Origin of the sequence: Ruminiclostridium cellobioparum DSM 1351 = ATCC 15832 (assembly GCF_000621505.1) — a bacterium.
Taxonomy (GTDB): Bacteria; Bacillota; Clostridia; order Acetivibrionales; family DSM-1351; genus Ruminiclostridium; species Ruminiclostridium cellobioparum.
In genome coordinates, this window is sequence record NZ_JHYD01000026.1 from 42,835 (window position 1) to 65,446 (window position 22,612).

At 43.1% G+C, this 22,612-nt stretch carries 16 protein-coding genes; 3 read left to right on the forward strand and 13 right to left on the reverse strand.

The annotated features are described in order from the left end of the window. Positions 1–11: 11 nt before the first annotated feature. The 4 genes from T344_RS0110960 to T344_RS0110975 form a co-directional block, all read right to left on the reverse strand. Positions 12–1,292: a nickel-dependent putative hexonate epimerase gene (locus tag T344_RS0110960; protein WP_242842060.1), complete on the reverse strand. Its 1,281-nt coding sequence runs from the start codon at positions 1,290–1,292 to the stop codon at positions 12–14. A gap of 76 nt (positions 1,293–1,368) precedes the next feature. Next, entirely contained in the window at positions 1,369–3,033 is a 1,665-nt protein-coding gene (locus tag T344_RS0110965; protein ID WP_027628745.1) for an extracellular solute-binding protein, read from the reverse strand. Between the two features lie 58 nt (positions 3,034–3,091). Then, complete coding sequence (locus T344_RS0110970; RefSeq protein ID WP_051571759.1) at positions 3,092–3,982, reverse strand: carbohydrate ABC transporter permease; 891 nt, start codon at positions 3,980–3,982, stop codon at positions 3,092–3,094. A 60-nt stretch (positions 3,983–4,042) separates the two neighbouring features. Next, the gene (locus T344_RS0110975) at positions 4,043–5,008 is read right to left on the reverse strand and encodes an ABC transporter permease (RefSeq protein WP_027628747.1); all 966 of its coding nucleotides are present in this window, start codon (positions 5,006–5,008) and stop codon (positions 4,043–4,045) included. Between the two features lie 387 nt (positions 5,009–5,395). On the opposite strand from T344_RS0110975, the gene T344_RS0110980 reads away from it, so the two are divergent. Both T344_RS0110980 and T344_RS0110985 read left to right on the forward strand, forming a co-directional pair. Further along, positions 5,396–7,189, forward strand: coding sequence for a cache domain-containing sensor histidine kinase (locus tag T344_RS0110980; RefSeq protein WP_027628748.1), 1,794 nt, complete (start codon positions 5,396–5,398; stop codon positions 7,187–7,189). 4 nt (positions 7,190–7,193) lie between these two features. Then, positions 7,194–8,612, forward strand: a complete 1,419-nt coding sequence (locus T344_RS0110985; protein WP_027628749.1) for a response regulator transcription factor — start codon at positions 7,194–7,196, stop codon at positions 8,610–8,612. Positions 8,613–8,761: 149 nt separating this feature from the next. Here T344_RS0110985 and T344_RS0110990 read toward each other — a convergent pair whose 3' ends face one another. The 6 genes from T344_RS0110990 to T344_RS0111015 are packed head-to-tail and all read right to left on the reverse strand — an operon-like array spanning position 8,762 to position 16,565. Beyond that, positions 8,762–10,273: a gluconokinase gene (locus T344_RS0110990; RefSeq protein WP_027628750.1), complete on the reverse strand. Its 1,512-nt coding sequence runs from the start codon at positions 10,271–10,273 to the stop codon at positions 8,762–8,764. 24 nt (positions 10,274–10,297) lie between these two features. Next, on the reverse strand, positions 10,298–11,068 hold the full coding sequence (locus T344_RS0110995) for a glucosamine-6-phosphate deaminase (RefSeq protein ID WP_027628751.1): 771 nt from the start codon (positions 11,066–11,068) through the stop codon (positions 10,298–10,300). 14 nt (positions 11,069–11,082) lie between these two features. Further along, on the reverse strand, positions 11,083–11,901 hold the full coding sequence (locus T344_RS0111000; protein ID WP_027628752.1) for an SDR family oxidoreductase: 819 nt from the start codon (positions 11,899–11,901) through the stop codon (positions 11,083–11,085). A 19-nt stretch (positions 11,902–11,920) separates the two neighbouring features. After that, the gene (locus T344_RS0111005) at positions 11,921–12,862 is read right to left on the reverse strand and encodes a phosphoglycerate dehydrogenase (protein WP_027628753.1); all 942 of its coding nucleotides are present in this window, start codon (positions 12,860–12,862) and stop codon (positions 11,921–11,923) included. Between the two features lie 6 nt (positions 12,863–12,868). Beyond that, positions 12,869–15,472, reverse strand: coding sequence for an FAD-dependent oxidoreductase (locus T344_RS0111010; protein ID WP_027628754.1), 2,604 nt, complete (start codon positions 15,470–15,472; stop codon positions 12,869–12,871). After that, positions 15,462–16,565: a Gfo/Idh/MocA family protein gene (locus tag T344_RS0111015; RefSeq protein ID WP_027628755.1), complete on the reverse strand. Its 1,104-nt coding sequence runs from the start codon at positions 16,563–16,565 to the stop codon at positions 15,462–15,464. Before T344_RS0111015 ends, T344_RS0111010 begins: the two co-directional genes overlap by 11 nt. Before the next feature lie 309 nt (positions 16,566–16,874). Between T344_RS0111015 and T344_RS29705 the strand changes: the two genes are divergently transcribed. Beyond that, positions 16,875–18,644 (forward strand): PKD domain-containing protein, encoded by a 1,770-nt coding sequence (locus T344_RS29705; protein ID WP_051571760.1) that lies wholly within the window; start codon positions 16,875–16,877, stop codon positions 18,642–18,644. A gap of 413 nt (positions 18,645–19,057) precedes the next feature. Here T344_RS29705 and T344_RS0111030 read toward each other — a convergent pair whose 3' ends face one another. From T344_RS0111030 to T344_RS0111040, 3 genes are read right to left on the reverse strand one after another with little or no spacing between them, the layout of a single operon-like run. After that, complete coding sequence (locus T344_RS0111030) at positions 19,058–20,332, reverse strand: DUF4129 domain-containing protein (protein WP_117407503.1); 1,275 nt, start codon at positions 20,330–20,332, stop codon at positions 19,058–19,060. Next, positions 20,329–21,411 carry a DUF58 domain-containing protein gene (locus tag T344_RS0111035; protein ID WP_027628757.1) on the reverse strand — a complete coding sequence of 361 codons (1,083 nt, stop codon included), beginning with the start codon at positions 21,409–21,411 and terminating at the stop codon, positions 20,329–20,331. The genes T344_RS0111030 and T344_RS0111035 overlap by 4 nt, the downstream gene beginning before the upstream one ends. Before the next feature lie 10 nt (positions 21,412–21,421). Next, positions 21,422–22,375 carry an AAA family ATPase gene (locus T344_RS0111040; RefSeq protein WP_027628758.1) on the reverse strand — a complete coding sequence of 318 codons (954 nt, stop codon included), beginning with the start codon at positions 22,373–22,375 and terminating at the stop codon, positions 21,422–21,424. Between the last annotated feature and the right edge of the window lie 237 nt (positions 22,376–22,612).

Genomic DNA, 22,612 nt, shown 5'->3' on the forward strand with positions numbered 1-22,612 from the left:
CAAAAATTGTATTATTTAAAAAATCTGCCTGTTTCAGCCCATAATCCAAGGGCCGGATTACTTATGTAGAAAATCTCCTCACCGTCCTCCAGGATATTAAAGCCCTCTATAAGGCGGTCAGGACGGTATTTATCACATGCTTCACTTAAAGGCATGTATTTATAATTGACCTGCTCGATTTCTTCCTTTGAAAGTTTTTCACAGGCATATACTATATGATACCTGTCATCCGAGGACCCATGGATCAAATGGGCTGCAACCGACAAATTATTTTTTAAATCCTCACATTCCCGGCATATTTCCAGTATGCGTTCTCTTCCCGTATATCCGTATTTCCTGATGACGCGGTCGTTTTCATGGTCTTCACCGAATTTTCGCACTCCCGGTGCTATTATTATTAACTCCCCACCGTCGGCCATGGCCATTTTGGTCCTGTAAACAGCCTTATTGCCCAGCCAGGTGCTTTTAAATTCCTTTTCCCCCAGGTACACAACCACTTTTTTTAACGGCTTCCCGACAAAGCTGATATTCAGCTCCTGACTTAAAGCAACTGCTTCTTCAAAAATGCTTCTGTCCCGTCCAATGAATACCCCGTGCATCACCGTCCTTTCCTCCTCCTGGGAGGTCACCGTCAGGACGTACAAAAGCGGTATATCCTTCAGATATTTGTTCTCGGCATAGTCAAAAACCTTGCGCACAGGCGAGTGATCTCTCCCCATGATTTTTTCCATTCCATAAAATGCCCCCAGCATGTGGGTCTGGTTGATCATGCTCTTTCCTCCGCAGCCCACAAATATGTTTTTGCTGTAATTGGCCATTCCCGCCACTTCATGGGGAACTACCTGTCCCACCGATATTATAAGGTCATAACTTTTGTCAAGCAGGCGTTTATTCAGCTCAACATCTATAGAGTTATCCACCAGCCCTTCCGAAATCTCCCTGACAAACTCACGGGGAACTTCACCGATTTTTTTGACATCTGTTTTCCAGTTATGATTTATAATACAGTCCCCGGGGACGGAATCTCCGAACATCGCGGCACATTCCCGGCGGCTCATGGGTTCATGGGTGCCCAGAGCAGGCATAATATCAACAACACAGGTATCTTTCAGCAAGGAATAATACATAGCGGTTATTTTTCCCGCACCCGAATGGGATCTTGTAAAATCGGGCGGTATTATCAGTACCTTTTTATAGCTGCTGCAATTTCCAAGAGATTTTTTTATTGATAAGAACAGTTCATTATCAGTTATCCCCGTCACTTCCGATTCCTTCAAAATAATTTCCTTCACAAACTCACCCCATCAATTATCAATCAGGGAGATGCGGTTAAACCGGATCTCCCTGAGTAACATACTGAATATATTCTTAGTTAATTCCTGCTTCCTTTGCTTTTGCATTTACTTCATCTATCATCCTGCTCAAGCCTTTTGCCTCGTATTCCTTTTTCACATTTTCCCACATTTGGCCTACAGGCTTGTTGCCCATCATTATGTTGAGCAAAAAGTCATGATCCATTATTGTAAACTTGTCTTTGGTAGGTGTTGAAACATATGTGAGTTGGGGCTGGTACTCAGGAATTTTAGTCTCTTTTCTTACAACTTCCATATCCTCTCTTCCTATTTCAACAACTCTCGGGTCCAGAGTGAAGTTATTAGGGTCATACTGGAACTGGTTGTCAAACTCGACCAATCCCTGTATTACCTCCAGGCTTGGCTGCTTCTTTTTAAGTTCATCAAGACTGATCAAAGTCTTGATCTTATCGCCTTCCTTTGCATAATCCACATCCTTGACGCCAAACCTGTAGGACTCCTTGGTTTCCGGTTTAAGGAAATAATCATACAGCATCAGTATTCTATCCAGCTTTTTGTCATCGATTTTGCCGCTGAAATAGCTTTCGGACCAGAATGTCCTAAATACTGCATGGTACTTGGTTCCATCGGTTGCAGGGAAGTATTTGACTCTCTTTACCGAATCCAGCATATGTGTATCTGGATACAGTTTCTTCCATCTCTCATTCATCTTTGTGCTTACATTGTCATATCCTACCTCAAGAAGAGCGGCAACTTTACCCGATGCAAACTTGTCATAGCCTTCCTGCCCTTTTACAAGTGCGATATCCTTGTCGATCAGGCCCTTTTCATACATATCTCTGGCATTTTCCAGGGAGGGAAGTGTATTTTTTGAAAATGCTGCCGGAATATACCTTCCGTCTTCCTTTATCCACTTGAAATCGCTTCCGCTTCCGTCGCTCATTGCTGCCGGATTGCTGTAAAGCCAGAAGAAACCGCCCAGCTGTTTAACATTTACAGCTGTCATGCCACCGATTTTTTTCTTTTCAGGATCTGCCTTTACAATGGCAGTCAGCATACTTTTGAATTCCTCCCAGGTTTCAGGCTCTTTGGTTATACCTGCTTTTTGTGCCAGATCCCAACGATACCAGACATTCCTGTCGTGAGCACAATAATCAAGGGAATCATAAAGACCACGGGGAACACAGTATAATTTGCCATCCTGTTTCAGAGCCTGGATATCTGGATTGCTCATGTATTTTTCCAGAGTCGGGTATTTTGAAAGATCCTCCGGCAGAGGCTTTACAACCCCCTGCTGGGTCCAGTTCCTGTAATACTGGGTTCCTATGGCATCTATGGAGAATATGTCGGGGAGCTGACTGGATGCCGCCCACATCTGGATTTTTTGTGAATAGTCATCCCAGGTTATGTTTATGGGCTTTAAAGTTACATTTAAATCCTTTTGTACCTTTTGAATAAATTGATCCTTCTCTGCATTGGCAAGTGCCTGGTCTATATCCCAGAAGGCTACCGTCAATGTCATAGGCTCTTTAGGTATTGATCCGCTTTCTTCTTTTGAAGTATCCTGTTGCTGGGCATTACCTGCTGCAGTACTTGCTGCAGTACTTGCCGAAGTATTTGTCTGCTTTGAACCTTCACTGCCGCTGCCGCATGCTGTCACCGCAGTCATCAGTACTGCCGCCGTTAACAAGACAGCCATCAGTTGTTTTACTTTTTTCATGTTATTCCTCCCTTATTTTGTTTAATTGATTATGTAATAAAGAAAAAAGCCATAAGCTTTATTCCTTTATCGATCCTATCATAATACCTTTTGCAAAGTGCTTCTGAAGGAATGGATAGATGCAGAGCATCGGAATTGCCGAAATTACAATAGTAGCCATCTGCGTGGTCTGAACAAAAATACTTCGTGATTGGTCAATAACCGCCTGTGCCGAAGAATTGAGCTGGGTATTGAAATTGATCAGCATTTCTCTCAGAAATATCTGTAACGGAGCCTTGGCCGTGTCACTTATGAATATGAGGGCATACCACCAGTCATTCCAGCGGTCCACCGCATAGAACAGGAGAAAGGTTGCAATAAAAGGCTTGGATATGGGCAATATTATTTTTATAAGTATTACCAAGTCATTTGCCCCATCAATTTTGGCTGATTCTTCAATACTTTCAGGCAATGTATTAAAATAGTTTTTCATTATTATCAGATAGGTGGTTGACACTCCTGTCGGTATTATCATTGCCCAAATACTGTTGACCAATCCCAGGGATTGAACTACCAGGTAATATGGTATCAAGCCTCCGTTGAAAAACATGGTAAAAAGTATGGCTCCCAGAAAGATATTCCTTCCCGGCATGCCCTTTTTTGACAGAGCATAGGCTCCGGACACTGAAAGCAGCATATTAAAGCTGACTCCAACCACAGTAACAATAACCGAAATCAAAAACGACCGGTAAAAGCTTTCTTCCTTTATAAGGTTAACATATCCTGTCAGATCAAAGGCATATGGCAAAAGGTACAGACTGTGCTCCGCCAGGGAATTCATACTTGCAAAGGATACAATTACAACATTATAAAAAGGAAAAATTGTGATTACTGCCAACACTCCGATGAACATAATAATCAATATATCACTTATACTGTGCGATTTTTTTATTTTAACGGTATTTTCCATGTATTTCATCCTTTCTTTCTGCTCCAGTTAAACTGTTTTCAAGGTTATAAATCCAATATTCTAAAACAAACCCTGCTCTCCTGATTTTTTTACTATGGTATTTGCCGTATAAATCATTACAAGATTTACACTTGATTTCAACAGTCCAAGGGCCGTCATATAGCCGAAATCGGCTCCTGTAGTAAAGGTTGTACGGTAGATAAAAGTATCTATGGTGTCTGCAACACTATATACCGGCGAGCTGTAAAGGTTTAAAATCTGGTCGAAGCTTCCTCCTATATTTAGCATGTTTCCCACATACAGAATCAGCATAATTGCCACGGTCGGCCTTATTCCCGGCCAGGTCACATTACAGATTTTCTGCCAGCGGTTTGCCCCGTCAATATCCGCCGCCTCATACAGATCCGGGTTTATTCCCGCAAGAGCCGCCATGTAGATAATGGAATCCCATCCCATCTCCTTCCAGATGTGTGTAATATATATTACGGGTCTGAAGGTATCGGGATTGGATAAGAAGTTTACATTTTCCATTCCAAAATGAGTAATAATTTGATTAACTACTCCGTTTTGGCCCAGAATATTTGTAATTATTCCTGCCAGTACCACCCAGGAAACAAAATGAGGAAAAGTCAGTGTTGTCTGGAAGAATCTTTTGGCTCGCTGTTTGGTAATCTCGTTCAACAGTATTGCAAGTATTATGGGTATGGGGAAATGTAGTATCAGCTTGCCGAAACTTATAATAAGAGTGTTTTTAACAGCAGAGATATATTGAAAATCCGACAGAATTTCTTTAAAATGTGCAAAGCCTATCCAGGGGCTCCCGACGATTCCCTTGCTGTAGTTATAGGTTTTAAATGCAAGTGTGGTCCCATACATTGGTGCGTAGCAAAACACTATATACCAGACTAATATCGGTATTAACATTATGTAAAAATATTTGTAATTCAGAATTGCTTTAAGAAGGGATTCCCTCTTTTTGGACTTCAGGTACTTTCTGTTTGCAGGAATAGCTGCTTTATCCAACATTACGTTCTCTCCTCGTTTATTTATTGTGTATGCAATTCCCAATGGTGTGAATAACATAACGCTTTGTTCCATGGTAAGAGTTTAGCAAATATCCCTCTCTATTCAAATAAATAGGTTTTATGATAAAAATAGAATATTTTTAGAAGATAGGCATTTCAGGTGCACCGGATAACTTTTGACAAGCCGAACCAAAACCAAACCTAAAATTAATCCATACACAATATAAAAATTTTACATGTTCAATGTTTACTTTAATATTAATAATATAATTAAGCATTGTATCCCAATAAGTTTACGCTAAAAAAGGAATGTAATATAATTGATTACAGAAGTATATTTTTCGACATAATATGCATAAATAATACAAGTATTAAAAATGGGGGTTGTATGAATTTTTTCAAGAAATTCTCCATAACTACACAATTAGTTATTAACGGTTTGCTGACAATCTTGATTTTTGTATCTATGATCCTGCTGACTTATTCTCAGATCAACAATATTATTATAAAGAAAAACAGGAACTATACCATAGAAATCACCTCTAATATCAAACAAAATATGACTACATATTATGGTGAGATAAAAAGTATGATGAACAACCTGGCATACGACCCCATGATTCAAAATTACATAATGGAATCCGATCCCTATGAGCTTTATCTGGCAAATAAGGATCTTACCACCATATGCAACAATGCCATAACCGTGAAACAGGAAATAATAGATGTAGTATTGTTAAGTGATAACGGAAAGTACTTCAGCCTGAGAGGAAGAAGCGAAGTTGCCAAAAGCCTCAGAGATACATCATATACTGATGGAAAAGTTCACGTGACCAGTCTGCAGACACTGCACACACCCAGTTCATATGACCCCATATTCATTCAGTTCGGAATGAATATTTATTCTGCATCAAGTTCAAAAAATTACAGGCAGAAAATTGGTTACATTGCCGTACTGGTTGATATGAAGCCTATTTTTAAGGAAATAAACAAGTTTTCCTCAAATACCGAAATCAAGTACTACCTTGTTGATAAAGCCGGCGGAATCTATTCTGAAAATGACCCGTTAAATATCAATGACAAGCCCTATATATTCAAGGATGTTATCAATAATAAAAATAATATTGTAAACGGTAATAAGGTCACAGACATAAACGGTTCCAAAAACCTCGTGCTGGTATATGACATTCCTGAAATCGAATCAAAAATAATCAGCTTTGTTCCGGAAAAGGAATTGTTTTCAGAGGTATCCGAAGTCAGGAAAAAAGTCATCTTTTTTCTGGTTATTGCCAATACCCTGCTTGCCGTCCTGTTTTTACTCATTATAAGGAATATCACACAGCCTGTTAAAAAGCTGGTAAACTTTATGAACAGTGTTAAATCAGGTAACATAAGGAACATGAAAAACAAGGTACAGCTGGAGGGTTACTCCGAAATACATGTCCTGTCCCATGAGTTCAACGAAATGATGGGGGAAATATCAAATCTGACACATAGACTGCTGGAGACAAGCTCCAAGCTTTATGAAGCCGAAATAGTCAAGGAAAAGGCCGAGCTTGCCTTTCTCAGAAGCCAGATCAATCCCCATTTCCTTTATAATACCTTCGAGGTAATCAAAGGTATAGCTTCGGAAGAAAACAACGAGACAATCTATGAAATGACCAGAGCCTTGGCAATGATATTCAGATACAGTGTAAACGGGTCAAATGAAGTGCTCCTGGAGGAAGAAATTAAAATTATTCAGGCTTATGTGCATATAAATAAAATCCGTTTCAGTGAAAGAATTGACATTTTTTATGAATTTACCAAAGAAACCTTGAATGTCACAGTCCTAAAAATGATTCTTCAGCCCATAGTTGAAAATGCCATATTTCACGGGCTGGAACCAAAAATGGTCAAGGGAAGGCTGTGGATCGGAAGCAGGATTTCCGAAGGAAAGGTTATTATATGGGTTAAAGATGACGGAATGGGTATTGATGCCGAACAGCTTCAAAAAATGCAGCTGCAGTTTAAAAATCCATCTGCGCTGGAACAGCCCGGGACAAGCAAAAAATCAGGAATCGGCCTGTGCAATGTAAATAACAGGATAAAACTCACGTATGGTAATGAGTACGGTCTTTCCATCAGCAGCATGCCGGATACCGGTACTGAGGTTAACATTACTATCCCTTTAAGGAGGTAGCAAAATGTATAAGATATTTATAGTTGACGATGAGGAATATGTTATAAAAAGCCTTATAAAAAGTATTCAAAAAATACAGAGCGGTTTTGAAGTAGTGTATACCTCAAATAACAGTATAAATGCACATGATGCCATACTTAAGACAATGCCCGACCTGGTTTTTACGGATATCAGAATGCCGGGTATGAACGGTTTGGAATTGATAAAAAGCGTTAAGGAGGTGCTGCCCGGTACCATCTTTATTGTAATAAGCGGATATGCGGAATTTGTATATGCTCAAAAAGCAATGAACTATGGAGCTATCGGCTACTGCCTCAAACCCTTTGATGATTCTGAAATAACCGATTTACTGAAAAAGGCAAAAGGCATGCTGGACATGTCAAATTCCCAGCCGGAAGAACCCGACCTGATTTCTCTGATTGAAGAACCCAACGATAAAAGCGGTCCGGTTATCAATCAATACTTTGCAGACAAGGGTATAGATATTTCAAAGAAAGTGGTAATAGCTGCTTCAATGGGCTACAAACAGCTGGCCTTTGAAAAAAATGTAAAGCATGTGCATATAAAAACCGGAAATGCAAAGCACTTATATTTTTTCCAGTACTCAGGAGAGTCCGATATCCGGCAGTTATTTTCAGGGAAATTGCATGACGGTATCAAAGGCATCGGTATCTCAGGTTCCTTTAATACTATCGACGGTATAAAAAACAATATTGAGGAAGCAACAAGTCTGGGATACCAGTACTTTATCACCGGAAAACACAGTCTGTATTTCAAGCCCCAAACAGATAATTCCCATATTGACGGCCTGCTGAGAAAGCTTGAAAAAAACATATCAAATCCCGATATTTTTGAAGTCAACAAGACTCTTACAGAGGTTAGGACTATTGTGGCCAACGGACGGCTTAATGTCAAACAGGCTATGAAAATATACAATTATTTTATCAGCCTCTCAAACAACCTGGACTGTGAATATTACGGAGAATATATATACAGCATCGAGGAACTATGCTCTGCCTTCAAGGATGTAAATGCCATGCTAATGCAGCTGGAATCAATGCTGCTGGACGCTTCCAGTAAAAAACGGGGAGATATGAAGGACGAAATAAAAAATAAGTATTTTCTCAAAATACTTGATTATGTAAATTTAAATTTTCACAGTGAGATTTCAATACAAAGCCTGGGTAAGATCTTTTCAATCAACCCCAGTTACATCAGCCAGCTTTTCAGAAAAGAAGTATCCATGACCTTCACGGATTATATTACAAAATTGAGAGTTGAATATGCCTGCAGTTTACTTCATAGCACCAAATACACTATCGAGGATATTGCAAATAAATGCGGTTACTCCGATTACTTTTACTTCATAAGGGTTTTCAAAAAGTCAACCGGTGTCACACCGGGACAATTCCGGAAATCCTGAGATTAGACTGCTGCTGGCTAAGACCTGCATGCAGAGTAAATTATCAGAGGGAGTTGACAGAAGAATGATCAAAGGAAATTGTCAGACTAAAAAGACAGAAGACACACTCTATCGGCCTCCTGTCTTTTTACCTTATGATTAAAAGCTGCTCAACAGCTTCCATATATTTTTGCATACAGGTTTTTAAAATTCCCATATGCATCCATATACACCCTATTGTTTTCTGTTATGGGTCTGATAATTTTCTGAGGGTTCATACATTTCAGCGGCTGCTTCAGGCTGTTAACGGCACCGACTGCAGCCATTGCAACATAAGCCGCTCCAAAGGCGGCGGCTTCACTTACCCCTGCCACGGCGATTTCCTTGTTGAAAATATCGGCCTGCATCTGCAGCCAAACCTCTGAGTTGGCATAACCTCCGTTAGCCCTTATCTGTTTTACGTTTGAAGTTATCTGCGTAATTACTTCATAGACTGAAAACATCCTGAACATAATCCCCTCCATGGCAGCACGTATGAAGTGCCTTTTACCATGCATAAGCCGCAGGCCGTGGATGGTGCCGGCTGCCGATGCATTCCAGTTGGGGGACCTCTCCCCCGTCAGGAACGGAAGGAAGATCAAGCCCTGACATCCAGGTGCAATCTGTGAGGCATATCTGTCGAACAGCTTGTAAATACTGTCCATACCCTGGTCCAGCATCTCTTTTTCATATTGGCTTTTATAGTCATCCCTGAGCCATTTTAAAACAATACCGCCATTGTTGATGGCACCGCCTGCAACCCAGGTATCTTTTGTAAAACAGTAGCACCAGGTCCTTTGCTCCGAATCCAGAAGCGGTTTCTCCGAGGCAATCCTCAAGGCCCCGCTGGTACCTATGGTACTTGACATTGAGCTGTCGTCAAATACTCCGCAGCCCACATTTGCCAGCATTCCGTCCCCAGAAGCCACGACTACCGGTGTACCGGCATTTATTCCCATGAGCACGGCGTATTCCTTTTTAATGTTCCTCAGTACATGAGTGCACTCCACAGGTGTTCCAAAATATCCGGAATCAAGCCCCAATACATCTTTTAATACCGATTCATCCCATTCCATCCGGTGAATATTGAAATACCCCATGGAAGATGCATCGGTAATATCAATTACATCCTCATTGAAAAGCCTGTGCACAATATATTGCTTTATTGTTATAAATTTTTTGACCTTTTTGAAAATTTCGGGCTGCGTATCTTTCAGCCATAAAATTTTGCTGATGGGATACATGGGGTGCTGAACCCTGCAGCCGGTGCGGTTGTATATTTCCCTGCAGTCAAAATTCTCCCTTATCCTTTCAGCATGCCTTATGGACCGGTTGTCGGCCCATGTAATCAGATTGGTAAGACAGTTTCCGGCTCCGTCCACGGCTAAAAAGCTGAAAAGCTGGGTAGACAGGCCAATGGCTGCAATGTCATTTTTATCTGCACCGGCCTCTGCCATGCATTCTTTAACTACCTGGAGCAATGAACCGAATATTTCATCGGGGTCCAGTTCAGCCATTCCCTCTTCATGGCATTTCATCAGATATTCCTGATGATACAGGCTTTTCTGATTTCCGTCCATATCAAAAAGTGCCGCCCTGACACCCGAAGTTCCTATATCTACACCCATAAACAGATATCCCATACCTGCACCCTCCGTCCGGTCTTCCTAAATGATTTTTGCAGCACTGTCCATATCTGTATATAAGGTTGCATTGTTATGGATCTTTAAGATTGAAGCAGGACATTTTTCAGATATGTCACCGGTAACAGTATCAAATACCGCCTGGGCTTTGGTGCTTCCCGGAACCATACAAAATATGCAGTCAGCCGCTGCAAGCGCAGGTATTGTAAGTGTCAGCGCATGAGTAGGAACATTTTCCAGACTTTTGAAACAGCCGTCGTTCACCTGCTGCCTCCTGCATTTTTCATCCAGTTCAACCACCTTTACCAGCTCGGGATCGTCGAAAAATGCCACATGAGGGTCGTTAAAGGCTATATGTCCGTTTTCGCCGATTCCCATACAAACAATATCAGTGGGAAATTGCTTCAGCAGCCCGGCATATCTTTTGCATTCTTCATCAATATTGCTTACGTCGCCCTTAAGATAATTTACAGACTTGAACTGCTGCTTCTCAAACAGCCTGTCTCTGAGAAAATTCCCAAACCCCTGAGGTGCTTCAGGATCCAACCCGATATACTCATCCATATGGCAGGCGTTGATTCTGCCCCATTCTATTTCCTTATTGTTTGCCAGCACATGTATAAATTCATTTTGTGAAGGCGCTGCTGCAAATACAATGTTTATTTCACTTTTTGTTTGCAGCAGTTGCTTTACTCTGGCTGTAAATTCTTTGGCAGCCTCCTCGCCAAGTGCTTTCCTTGTGTCATAAATATTTACTTTCAATTTATCCGCTTGAATTGTTTTTATAATTCCCATTGCAATATCCTCCCTTATACTCCTCCAAAACTTGAAAAACCGCCGTCCACTGGAACCGTGATGCCCGTCACAAAGGCTGAAGCCCTTGAAGACAGCCATATCAGCGTTCCTATAAGATCACCGGGGTCTCCGAACTTACCCATGGGTGTATGCTGTATCACCTGCCGCCCTCTTGGAGTCAACTCTCCGCTTTGGGCATCAGTCATTAAAAATCTGTTCTGATCTGTCAGAAAAAAACCCGGAGCGATGGCGTTAACCCTGATTTTATCCCCATACGCCTGCGCCATATAGACGGCCAGCCATTGCGTAAAATTACTGACCGCCGCTTTTGCTGCCGCGTATCCCGGTGTACGTGTCAAAGGCCTGTAATAATTCATGGAAGAAATATTTATTATCACTCCTCCAGCTGCTTCAGCCATTACACGTCCGAATACCTGTGAGGGCAATACCGCTCCGGCCATTAAATTCAGGTCAACCACCTTCTGCAAGGCATCAGCTGAAAGATCAAAAAATGAGAGGGCGTCGGAAGTTGTTGCAGCCTGCATATTTCCGCCCACGGCATTTACAAGAATATCTATATGGCCGAACTCCTTCCCGATCCTGCCGCACACCTCCCTTATGGAATTTATGTCCATGGCATCCATCTGATAACCCTCTGCCTTTACATTATGCACCTGTACGGTACCAGCCACCTTTTTGGCCATTTCCTCCCTTAAATCACAAACTGCAATGCAGGCCCCTGCCGAAGCCAGTCCCTGTGCCATGTCGGTGCCCAAAATTCCACCGCCGCCAAGAATTACGGCGTTCTTCCCCTTTAAGTCGAATAACTCCATTTTAACTTTATGCCTCCCCTTATGATTCATTTTCCAGCATCCTGAGCAAATTGACAGCCGATGCCATAGCCATCTTCTCATTGGCTTCCTTTGTAAATGCTCCTATATGTGAAGTCAGTATGAAATTGTCCAGGGATAAAAGCCTGTGTTCCCCGGGCGGTTCCTTTGAAAAAACATCCTCTGCCGCGCCTGCAATAACCCCGTTGACCAGGGCATTATACAAATCATTTTCCTCCACCAGCTCTCCCCTGGAAGTATTTATAAGATATGCCGCCGACTTCATTTTCTCCAGAGCTTTCCGGTTGATCATATGCTTTGTTTCATCAGTCAGAGGCATATGCAGAGTAATAAAGTCGGAGTTTCGGAGTATTTCCTCAACTCCGGTCATCTCTATTCCATATCGAATAATATTTACGTCATTTGCATTCACAAACGGGTCATATGCTGAAATTTTCATGCCAAGGCCATCAGCCATTCTTGCGACCTCCCTGCCTATGCAGCCCAGCCCCAGTATCCCCAGAGTTTTACCGGTAATTTCAACGCCTTTTTTTCTATCCCAGCCGCCTTTTCTGGTGCTGCCTGCCGAATAGGGAATATCTCTGGCAAGAGTAAACATCAAACCTATGGCCAGCTCTGCTACAGACGTGGCATTGGTTCCGGCAGCTCTTTCCACTGATATTCCAAGCTTCCTTGCGGCCTCCAGATCAATGTTGTCAAGCCCTGCACCATATTTTGACACCGCCCTGAGTTTATGTGAACTTTTTAAGACCTTTTCGGTTACAGGATCAATGCCTACAATAATCCCGTCAGCACCGGCACATTTTTCAATCATCTGTTCTTCTGTAAATGCCATCCCGGTGTCATTGATTATTGTTTCAAAGCCCCGTTCCTTCAAAAGCCTGCAAGCAGGTATACCTGACTCCTGAAACGACCTGGGGGTAATAAGCACTTTTTTCACCATCTTCACCTACTTTACAATGATTTTCTTATTGATCATTCTGATATTTTTGTTGGGACAGCGGTTAAAACACATTCCGCAGGCTACACATTCTTCACTGTTGATTTCGAGCCTGTCGGGTTCTCCGACACCGATTGCAAACTCACCGCAAATGGATTTACATAAGCCGCAGCCTTCACCGCAGCCGCAGTTCAGGCATTTTCCGGCCTCAGCTACCGCTTCTTCTTCACTGAGTGTTTTTGTGTTGAGTTTGCTCTCATCCTTGAAATATCCGGTTCTTTTCAAGACATACTTTTTGGAAATCACGGGGTATTCAGGTTCAAACTCGAGCACCGCAGCCTCTTTTGCCAGAAATTTATCTATTGAGCATGCGGCACGTTTTCCATCTGCAATGGCAGAACTAACCGAATCAATCCCTCTGATATTTCCACCTGCAAAAACTCCTTCAATATTTGTCAGATTGGATTCTTTACGGCAAATCAGTGTTATATTTTCATCCAATTCCAGTTCAGCCGTACAATTGTCGTCATACCTCCTGTTACCGGTTAAAATAACTGTTTCACAGGGGATTTCATAGGAAGCAAATGCAGCCTTCTCCGTTTTTCTCCGACCGCTTTCATCAGGGCAGCACAATACCAGATTAGTCATATGTATTCCTGTTACTTTACCGTTCATAGTTTGAATAGCCTCTGGAGCCGAAAGATTCATAAGCCTTATGCCTTCCTCTTCGGCATGTTCAATATCCTCCTGTGTAGCCGGAATTTCATCTCTGGTACATTCATAAATGACATATACCTCTTCTGCACCCAGTCTTTTGGCTGTCCTGGCAGCATCCAGTGCAGTAAAATCATTTCCGGCGACAACCACTCTGCCCATCAGCTTATGAAGCTTCCCTTCAAATACATTTTTCATGAAGGATATGGAGGATAAAGCACCGTCGGCATCACGGCCCGGAATATTTCCTTTTACTCCGGTTCCGGCTCCCATTCCAAAAAATATGGCTGCATAATGCTGCTTCTTAAGTGACTCCACGGTGTAATCCCTGCCCAAGGCCTTTCCGGTAACAAAATTCACTCCAAGGTCTTTAAGCATTTCGATTTCAGCATCCAGAATTTCATGGGCCATCTTAAATCCGGGCGTACCATATCTTAACGTTCCGCCGGTATAGCTCTCCTTTTCAAACACAGTTACAGCATATCCTGCCGTAGCAAGATAATATGCACAGGACAGTCCGGCCGGCCCGGAGCCTATAACCGCAATATTTTGATTTTTTTTATCCGCCGTTGGTTTTCCTGACACCCATCCGGCTTTTTTCCCATAATCCAGTACAAATCTTTTTATTTCGCGTATATGCACCGGCTGGCCCATATCTCCCCGTGTACATGCAGCTTCGCATGGATGATCGCATATGTGGGCACATACCGATTGCAGGGGATTCTTACCCATTATCAGGTCAAAAGCCGCTCTGAAGTCTCTTTGTGCCACTTTTTGTATGTAAGCCTGTGCAGGTACATGAAGCGGACATGCTGCTTTACACGGTGCTGCCAGGTTGGGTTTTGATATTTGGGCATATCCGTCATACAGCGTCAGCTCAGGTGCACTTTTTACCTCGGGTACAATGAGATCGCGCATATCTCCCGCTGCTTTATATCCGTTTTGAAGCATGAATTTTTTCAATGCAGCTATTTGCCCCTCAATAAATCCAAACCCGCTTATGAGCGTTTCGGAACATATACCTACCAGATCTGCTCCCGACATGATCATCTCGGCAGCATCCTTATAGTTTCGTACTCCGCCGGCCTGCATGATTTTGCCTTCAGGTCCCAGGGCTTTCCTCATTTCATATGTGTCCCTTAAAGCAAGGGGCTTCAGCCAGGCTCCGGAATAGCAGGACATACTGATCTCCTCCTGCAGATGGTAAGCCGACTTTTTAGGGTCTTTCAGGTTGATGGGGGGAATTCCGAGACGGTTTGAGGTTCCTCCCACCGCATCTGCTCCGGCCTCATATGCCGCCCTGGCAATTTGTGCTATCCTGCCGCCTTCGGGAGTAAGCTTTACAAATACGGGTATTTTTATATTTTTTTTGATCTCTCCAACAACCTCCGCTACGACTTCGGCCTGCTGTCCCAGGCTGGCTCCGGTGCGTATGCCGCAGCCGTTGTCCCCGCCTGCCGAGAGTTCAACATTAAATGACATGTTGGGACAGCACATATTCAACTCAATAATATCAGCGCCTGCCTCTTCAAATTTCCGGGCCATATTAACCCAGCCCTCAACACCCCTGTCACCTGCATATGTAATATTAGCCATCAATATCAGTTCTTTCAGCACCTTTTTTGCATCTTCCACCAGCTTTAAGCCTTCAAAAAATTTTAATCTTTTTTCTGCCGTGAAGCACAGTGCATTTCTGTCCTCGAATACCGCATATCTCGGCACCCTGTTTATATAAGGTTCAGGATCAATGGTAAGCTTGATGCTGGCTGCCGCCCATCCGGTCTCCTCGATGCGGAGAAGCTGTTTGATCGATTTGGTGGTCGGACCTGATGCCACATAAAACGGATTTTTAAAAGTAATTCCTCCGACTTCCACAGGTAAATACAAATCATTTTTCACAATAGCTACTTCCCCTCTGCTTGCTGATCAACTTAGGATTCACGATTTTTATTCCTTCTCTGGCCGATTTATATATCAAATTGACCACTTTCAATGCCTCAAGCCCGTCAATACCTCTCAAGCCGGTTTTTGCATCTTGATTTTTCAGGCAGCATTCCATAAAGTGTCTTATTTCGCCTGCATAACCCAGGTTGAACTTCTCGTCTACGGCGGGTTTTGACCAGCCGGTGGTTATTTCGGCCTTTTCAACTGTATAGCTCAGCCCCGGCATGGAATAACAGCTTATGGCCGATGAAAATGTCAGGTCAATATGCATGCACCCCTCGGTACCATATATATCTATAACATCCTCCATACCGCCCGTTGTAACATAATTTGCCTCCAGAAGCGCCGATGTTCCGTCTTCGAATTTGATCATACAGGCCGACCAGTCCTCCCCTTCCATTTGCTTATGAATCAGGTTTGTTTCTGCTCCTCCTGAAGTCATTGCAACCAGCTCGGTCCAGCTTCCCTCCTTTAAGGCAAGCATGAAGCCAACCGGATGTATCCCCAGATGAACCATACAACCGCCGCCGCAATACTTAAGCGTTTGAGCAAACGGCGAATGCGAACCGCAATGGCACTCCCTCGCCCTTATGTACAGCGGTTTTCCTATACCGCCTTCCTTAATTACAGCCAATGCCTTGTTCATAGCTGGTGCAAACAGCCAATCCTCGGCATAGAACAGCTTTTTCCCTGCTTTTTCAGCTGCTTCCACCATTCGGGCAGCCTCTTCCACCGTTGTGGAAAGCGGCTTTTCAGATATTACATGCAACCCCTTTTTAAAGGCTGCAACAGCTGCATCACAGTGCAGAAAATTGGGCATACAAATATCTGCAATATCGCAATCCGCCTCTGCTATGGCCTTTTCATAATTGTCATACACCTTGTAATTCCGAAGACCGTACCTCTCGGCAAGAGCTTCCACTCTTGATACATCCTTGTCACAGATGGCTGTTACCTCGGCAATATCAGTGCATCTTGCATAGCCGTCCATGTGCAGGTCGGCACTGAAGGCAGCACCAATCAGCAATACCCTGACTTTTTTATTCATTATTACTTGTCCCTCCAATATAATCTCCGTTAAAGGTATTAAGTTAACATAAATCGGTGTACATTATTCACATGCAGCAATGTAACCGGTGATTACATTGTAGTGGAAGGAGTATTCTTTTCACATGGATTCATTTTATATTTACTATGGATTTGTTTTATACCGGTAAAAATAACTGACGGGGTAATTACTCAAATAAAATTTTTACATTTATGTTATAAAATCGCTCCATACTTTTCCAAATTCAATTCAACTAAAATTAAAATTACATTCTAAATAAATTAACCAAAATTGAAAGGGGAATTTAAAATGAAGGGGAAAGTGTACAAACTATTGAAGGCACGGCTTCTGCCGGTATTATTATCTGCGGCCGTTATTGTCACCATGCAGTTATCTCTGCCCGTTTATGCAGCATCTGCCAATGCAGCCGCAGGCAAGACCGTGACTGCAAGTACCACCATGACGGGCTCGGCAGCATTAGCAACGGACGGTAACAAGGACACTGCCAATCATCTGGGAGTCAATCAGGGTCTGCAGTGGATTCAGATTGATCTGGGAGCTGGTTACAGTATCAATAAAATCAACCTCTGGCACTATTTCGGCGATGGCAGGACATATCATGACGTAATTGTAAGAACTTCAACTACAGCAGATTTCAGCAGCGGAGTAAACACCGTTTTTAACAACGACACAAACAACAGTGCAGGTTTCGGGGCCGGATCGGATACGGAATATGCCGAAACCAGCAGCGGAAAAACCATTAATTTCTCTCCTGTGAATGCAAGATATATAAGGCTGTATTCAGACGGAAGCAGTTCAAATGCCTTCAACCACTATGTGGAGGTGGAAGTCTGGACTGCCGATGTGCAGGCACCCGCCGCTTCCATATACGTTCCCTCGAAAAATGAACAGGGTACGTGGATCTGTCTTGACGGCTCAAATTCCACCGGTACCAATCCAATGGGCGTCAGCGGAGACTTCTCGGGTATAAAGTCATACAGCTGGAATTTCGGCGACGGCTCACCGGTTGATACGGGGGCATTCAATAACACTATAACCCATAAATACGCTTCAGCCGGAACATATAACGTGTCACTTACCGTAACCGACTATAACAATTTAACAGCAACAACCACTGCTACAGTCAATGTGGCAGCTTCTCTTCCCAAAGCTGTACCAAACGGATTTACCGCGTCCGATATCAACAATGCTATAGCATCCCTTAATGGAAACCCCGGCATTGTGAACCTGTCTGCAGGTACATATTCCGTTTCAACTACAATCAAGGTTCCTGCAAATGTTGTTTTACAGGGTGCCGGAACCACAACCGTTCTGAAAAGTACTGCCGATCCGGCCATTTCAATAACAGGCAGCAATGCAAGGATTACAAACCTGAAACTTCAGGGTCCGGGACTGGAGACCGAAGGTATAGCCGCATCGGGCTTTAAAAATGTAATGATCGATCATTGTGACATTTCAAACTTCTCCATAGCCAATACTGCAGGAACCTACAGCTCGGTCACATATGAATTCAATACCATTCATGACAATACAAAGGATGGGCTTGGCTATGGCGTAATGGTTGTTTCGGGAGCCTATGCCATGATAAGAAAAAATGAATTTTATGATAACCGCCACTCTGTTGCAGGGGGAGGAAAGGGATCACAGGCAGGCTGGAAAACCTCCTATGACATTTACCAGAATACAATCGGCCATGCCGACAACAGTACGGCAGATGTGACTGTTGATGCACATGCCGGAACACAGGGCAGAATCAGAATAAACAATAACACCTTTAAAGACCATCAATATTCCATTGGTCTGAGAGACGGCTGGGGTGAAATAAAAGGAAACAGCTTTACAAACATAAACCAGTACATCTGCAAATTTGACAAACCCGTATACAGCGACGGTGTTACTATTCCCGGTGCGGGCTGCAATAATTTTGACATTTCCGGAAATACCATTACAAATTGCAATGTTTACTGGCGTATGCTCTATGGAGCAGGCAATATTGTCTTGAACGGAAGGAATATAGACAGCATGATCCCGTATACCGGAACCGGAATATGGCAGTGATGAGACTGATTTGGCATGAAATTTTTTTAAAATAGTAAAATGAAATGCCAAAATGAGAGAATTGTAAATAATGCAGTACCGATAATAGTGCGCGAGTGCAACTTCAAAAAATGGGAAGCTCTATTAAAAGTACATGCCTGAAATTATTGGCGAAACACAAGTGTTTTTGCTGGCAAATCGGCAGGAAGCCGATTTGAGCAGAACCCCGAAACAGGAGGTTGAGTGTTCTGCGACAGCCAAAATACTTGTGATGAGCCGTACAAATTTCAAGCATGTACTTTGTGAGCTATCCATTTTTTGATGTTAGCACGTGAGCACTATTATAATTTTTCTGCATATTTCAATTGTATTAGTTTTGGCGGCATCCCCTGCTGTTCTCCTACTCCATTCAAGCAGCAGGAAACTGTAATTATTTAATGCTTCAGCAGCTTTTCCTCCAGCTGGCCGAGCTGCTCCTTTGAAGGCGCGGTATTGTCATACCGCGCCTTGTCGTAACATTCGGCCAGCAGCGCATTAAACTGCTCTGGCACAGGAGATATGCCGCCTGCATCACGGCATATCTCCTGTGCCGTGGAAGCATTTGTCACTTTTACTCCCGACTTTCCTGCCCTGCCGATAAAGTATTTCATAAGCCTTCTGACTTTAGCGGTATCGTCGGGCAATTTATCATAGGGGACTTCCCTTTTAAGGATACCCGAGGCCAGGTTTTGAAACCTGGAAACCAGATTTTTCAGGTTTCTGTCCAGCAAACTCTCCTTTTCATCGGTGTGGCCGTTCTCGGTAACCATTTCAATTGTATGTTCACCGCTTCCAAACCACTTGACAAGTTTAATAAACAATCTGATTAAAAGCTTCAGTACATGATAAATGCAAAATACAATAAAACCTATAACCAGCAGGGTTCCGATAATATTAACCAGCATATAGATTATCTTATCGAACAGGGAGGGGTCCTTTGCCTCCTGGTTGAACATAAAGTCCTGCACCTGCTGTTCGGGAACCGTCATATCCTTGCTGCCTCCCGACAGCAAACCGGCAAGCAGGGCAAAAAACCTCCCTATGAGGCCGAGTGCGGATTTATATAGGGTTGTCACCTGTCCAAAGGAACCCACCAGGAACAGGACTGCCAGTATAATACCGGCAAATATCTGATTATTCTTGCGCTGAGTGCTGCCGATATTCATACTGTTTTTTCCGAATCTCCTGGATTCGTCCACCTGTTTGACTATCAAAATTATAATTGAAGTAACAATTGAGATACATATGGCGGTGTAGCCAAAAAAGGCCATACTTGCTGTATTCGTATAAAAAAAGATCAAAGCAAGCAGTATATTTGTAATCATGGTGGCAGTTGCAAGCTGTATCGCAATATCCCTGCCGGTGGTAATATTGGTTTTAACACGGCTGAATATGAACATGCATATAATGGCTGTAAATAAAGCCGCAGGACTTATTCCGGCTGCAAACAGTGCTGCCAGTACCGACAGTGCCAGGGTTATTGCTTTGTAGACAAAGGGACCCGGCTTGAATCTGCATATTACAATTGCAGTAAGAGTTACAAGATTGGTAAGACAGGACAGCATAAATGCCATGGACGGGGGCATAAAGAACTGCAGCAGCATATAAAATTCCGGCAGCAAAACCAATATTTCAAAAATTGCAGTTACTGAAAAAATTCCAAACATCATACCACCCCACTTTCGCCGATGACAAGAGTCTCAACCTGATGCCCGTCACGCCGGAGGTGAAATATTTCCTCCTCTATACTTTCATCCGAATAAAGTGTAACTATAAGTATGTCGGTATCCTTGGGTATGGAACCCCTCATGTTTTTTATCATGGTATAAAAGGATAGAACCCTGTGAAGCTGAAGCTTTGCCATTGCCTCTAAAATGGTAAAGAGCTGAGGCTGGCTGCAACGGGCTGGAATGCTTACAAACTCGGTCATATCCCTGAAATGCCCGTTTGAGCAAAAACCGGTGGCTATTCCCTGCTTTATGGCCCTTTCTACCACCGCGGCACAAAAATGTATGCCGAATTCAATCTGCCGGCACTCCTCCTCGTTTGGAAACGGGTCCTGCTTGCTGCTGCTGTCAATGTTAAACAACAGCAGTATATTGGAATTTGCGGTGTAATCGTACTTGAACACCTGCATCGAATTAGTTCTCGCAGTTGCCTTCCAGTTCACCCATGACATGGGATCACCCGGCTGATATTCTCTGACACCCGCAGCCAGAAACGGGTCCGGATTTATAAATCTCCGGACCACGACATCCCCCTGCAGCGAATGAAAACATTCCATCAGCTTGTCGTGCTTCAAGGGATTTGGGTATACCAGCAGTCTGGTTTCATTGTCATATGAGGTAATTTTCGATACAAAGCCAAAAATATCTCCTGACGTTATTGTCACATTCCCCACATTGTAATCGCCTCTTTTAAGGCAGGTGACCTCATGTTTTCTCTTTATCCGGTAAAACGGCATAATGGAAAACACACTTCTGTGGTAGCCGCCCTCTTCCTGTTCCATGTTCTTTGCAGAAGCAAGCTGTAAATTCGGGCTTATTCTCGACTCAGCCTTCATCCAGGGTATGGGCAGAAGGTTGTTGTTCTCTATCTCCTCTATAAGAAAAAGCTTTTGCCCCTCAAAGGCCGAATTCTCAGATATGCTTCTTCTGTAGACCATACCTTTGAGTAAAAATTTTCTGTAAAGAAACATCTCTACAAACATTATCAGAGGCAAAGCCAGCACAATTTGCAGAAACAACATACGCCCTCCTTTATTCGGCCTGCTCAAGCGGAACGGCAGTATGCGCAAGAACATCCGAAATAATCTTATCGCTTGCACTGACATTTTCGGTGGATAATCCCTTCGGAATGATCCTGTGTGCCATAACCGGTGCTGCCATGGCTTTTACATCATCCGGCGTCACAAAGGTCCTGGCTTTCAGCAATGCATACACCTGTACGGCTTTGAGCAGTGCCAGGGCTCCTCTCGGGCTCACTCCCAGATGTGCATTCGGGTGCTTTCTGGTAGCTTCGGTTATTTTTGTTATGTACTCTAAAATATCATCCGAGACTTTTACCTGTGAATAAAGCCTGGAGGCTTCGATTATTTCAGAAGCTGCGGCCGCTGCCTTCAGTTCTGCCAGCGGATTGTTCTCTTTAAATCTCTTTAATATGTTAATTCCTTCTCTTGTATCGGGATAACCCATTGAAGTTTTCATCAGAAAGCGGTCAAGCTGGGCCTCCGGCAGTGGAAATGTGCCCTGTATCTCCACGGGATTCTGGGTTGCCATCACCAGAAACGGTGCAGACAGGCCTCTGGTCTCCCCGTCTATGGTAACCTGGCGTTCCTCCATACATTCCAGCATGGCTGACTGGGTTCTGGGAGTTGCACGGTTTATTTCATCAGCCAGTACAATATTTGAAAATATGGGACCGGGTCTGAATACAAAGTTATTTTCCTTTTGATTAAAGAAGTTGATGCCTGTAACGTCTGACGGCAGCAGATCGGGAGTAAACTGTATCCTGTGGAAGGAACAGTCGACGGATGACGCCAGTGCCCTTGCAAATACTGTCTTTCCGGTGCCTGGAACATCTTCCAGCAGCATGTGTCCGCCGGTTATCAGGCATATCATCGCCAAATCAATTATTTCTTCCTTTCCGACTATGACCTTTGCTATATTGTCCTTTATTCTCCCCGCTAAACTTCCTATATCCTGCAGCTCCATGTTCATCTCCGTTTCCGCTCCGGGCCGATAAATTATTCCTCTACATAATGGATAAGCTTTATTTCAATGCCCGCGCTACTTTATTTTTATATGCATAAAACCGTCCATAAAACATTTTATGGAATGGGTTGTCCATACTGGAAAATTACTGTAATAATTATATCACATCGGAATGGAGCTATTGTCTGGAAAAAGTCCCTAAAATCAGAATCCCTTAATTAAGCAGAATGCCCAAAC